Annotated in this window: 1 rRNA gene; it reads right to left on the bottom strand. The window is 52.8% G+C overall.

Going from position 1 to position 1,428, the window contains the following annotated elements:
- Positions 1 to 30 precede the first annotated feature (30 nt).
- Positions 31 to 1,428 (bottom strand): 23S ribosomal RNA (locus EX191_RS22740); the annotation flags it as partial.

The following is a 1,428-nucleotide window of genomic DNA, read 5'->3' as shown; positions in this document are numbered from 1 at the left end:
TTGAGTCCATCAAAACCCCTTGGGTGTTGTATGGTTAAGCCTCACGGGCAATTAGTACAGGTTAGCTCAACGCCTCACAACGCTTACACACCCTGCCTATCAACGTCGTAGTCTACGACAACCCTTTAGGATACTTAAAGTATCAGGGAGAACTCATCTCAAGGCTCGCTTCCCGCTTAGATGCTTTCAGCGGTTATCGATCCCGAACTTAGCTACCGGGCAATGCGTCTGGCGACACAACCCGAACACCAGAGGTTCGTCCACTCCGGTCCTCTCGTACTAGGAGCAGCCCCTTTCAATTCTCCAACGCCCACGGCAGATAGGGACCGAACTGTCTCACGACGTTCTAAACCCAGCTCGCGTACCACTTTAAATGGCGAACAGCCATACCCTTGGGACCGACTTCAGCCCCAGGATGTGATGAGCCGACATCGAGGTGCCAAACACCGCCGTCGATATGAACTCTTGGGCGGTATCAGCCTGTTATCCCCGGAGTACCTTTTATCCGTTGAGCGATGGCCCTTCCATTCAGAACCACCGGATCACTATGACCTGCTTTCGCACCTGCTCGAATTGTCATTCTCGCAGTCAAGCGGGCTTATGCCATTGCACTAACCTCACGATGTCCAACCGTGATTAGCCCACCTTCGTGCTCCTCCGTTACGCTTTGGGAGGAGACCGCCCCAGTCAAACTACCCACCAGGCACTGTCCGCAACCCCGATAAGGGGTCGACGTTAGAACATCAACACTACAAGGGTGGTATTTCAAGGACGGCTCCACGCAATCTAGCGACTGCGCTTCAAAGCCTCCCACCTATCCTACACATGTAGGGTCAATGTTCAGTGCCAAGCTGTAGTAAAGGTTCACGGGGTCTTTCCGTCTAGCCGCGGGTACACTGCATCTTCACAGCGATTTCAATTTCACTGAGTCTCGGGTGGAGACAGCGTGGCCATCATTACGCCATTCGTGCAGGTCGGAACTTACCCGACAAGGAATTTCGCTACCTTAGGACCGTTATAGTTACGGCCGCCGTTTACCGGGGCTTCGATCAAGAGCTTCGACCGAAGTCTAACCCCATCAATTAACCTTCCGGCACCGGGCAGGCGTCACACCGTATACGTCATCTTGCGATTTTGCACAGTGCTGTGTTTTTAATAAACAGTTGCAGCCACCTGGTATCTGCGACTCTCAATAGCTCCATCCGCGAGGGACTTCACCGTCGAGAGCGTACCTTCTCCCGAAGTTACGGTACCATTTTGCCTAGTTCCTTCACCCGAGTTCTCTCAAGCGCCTTGGTATTCTCTACCCGACCACCTGTGTCGGTTTGGGGTACGATTCCTTACAATCTGAAGCTTAGAGGCTTTTCCTGGAAGCATGGCATCAATGACTTCACATCCGTAGATGCTCGACGTCGTGTCTCAGCCTTA

The sequence above is a fragment of the Vibrio chemaguriensis genome, assembly GCF_012275705.1.
Classification (GTDB): domain Bacteria; phylum Pseudomonadota; class Gammaproteobacteria; order Enterobacterales; family Vibrionaceae; genus Vibrio; species Vibrio diabolicus.
This window is presented reverse-complemented; position numbering and strand designations above follow the sequence as displayed.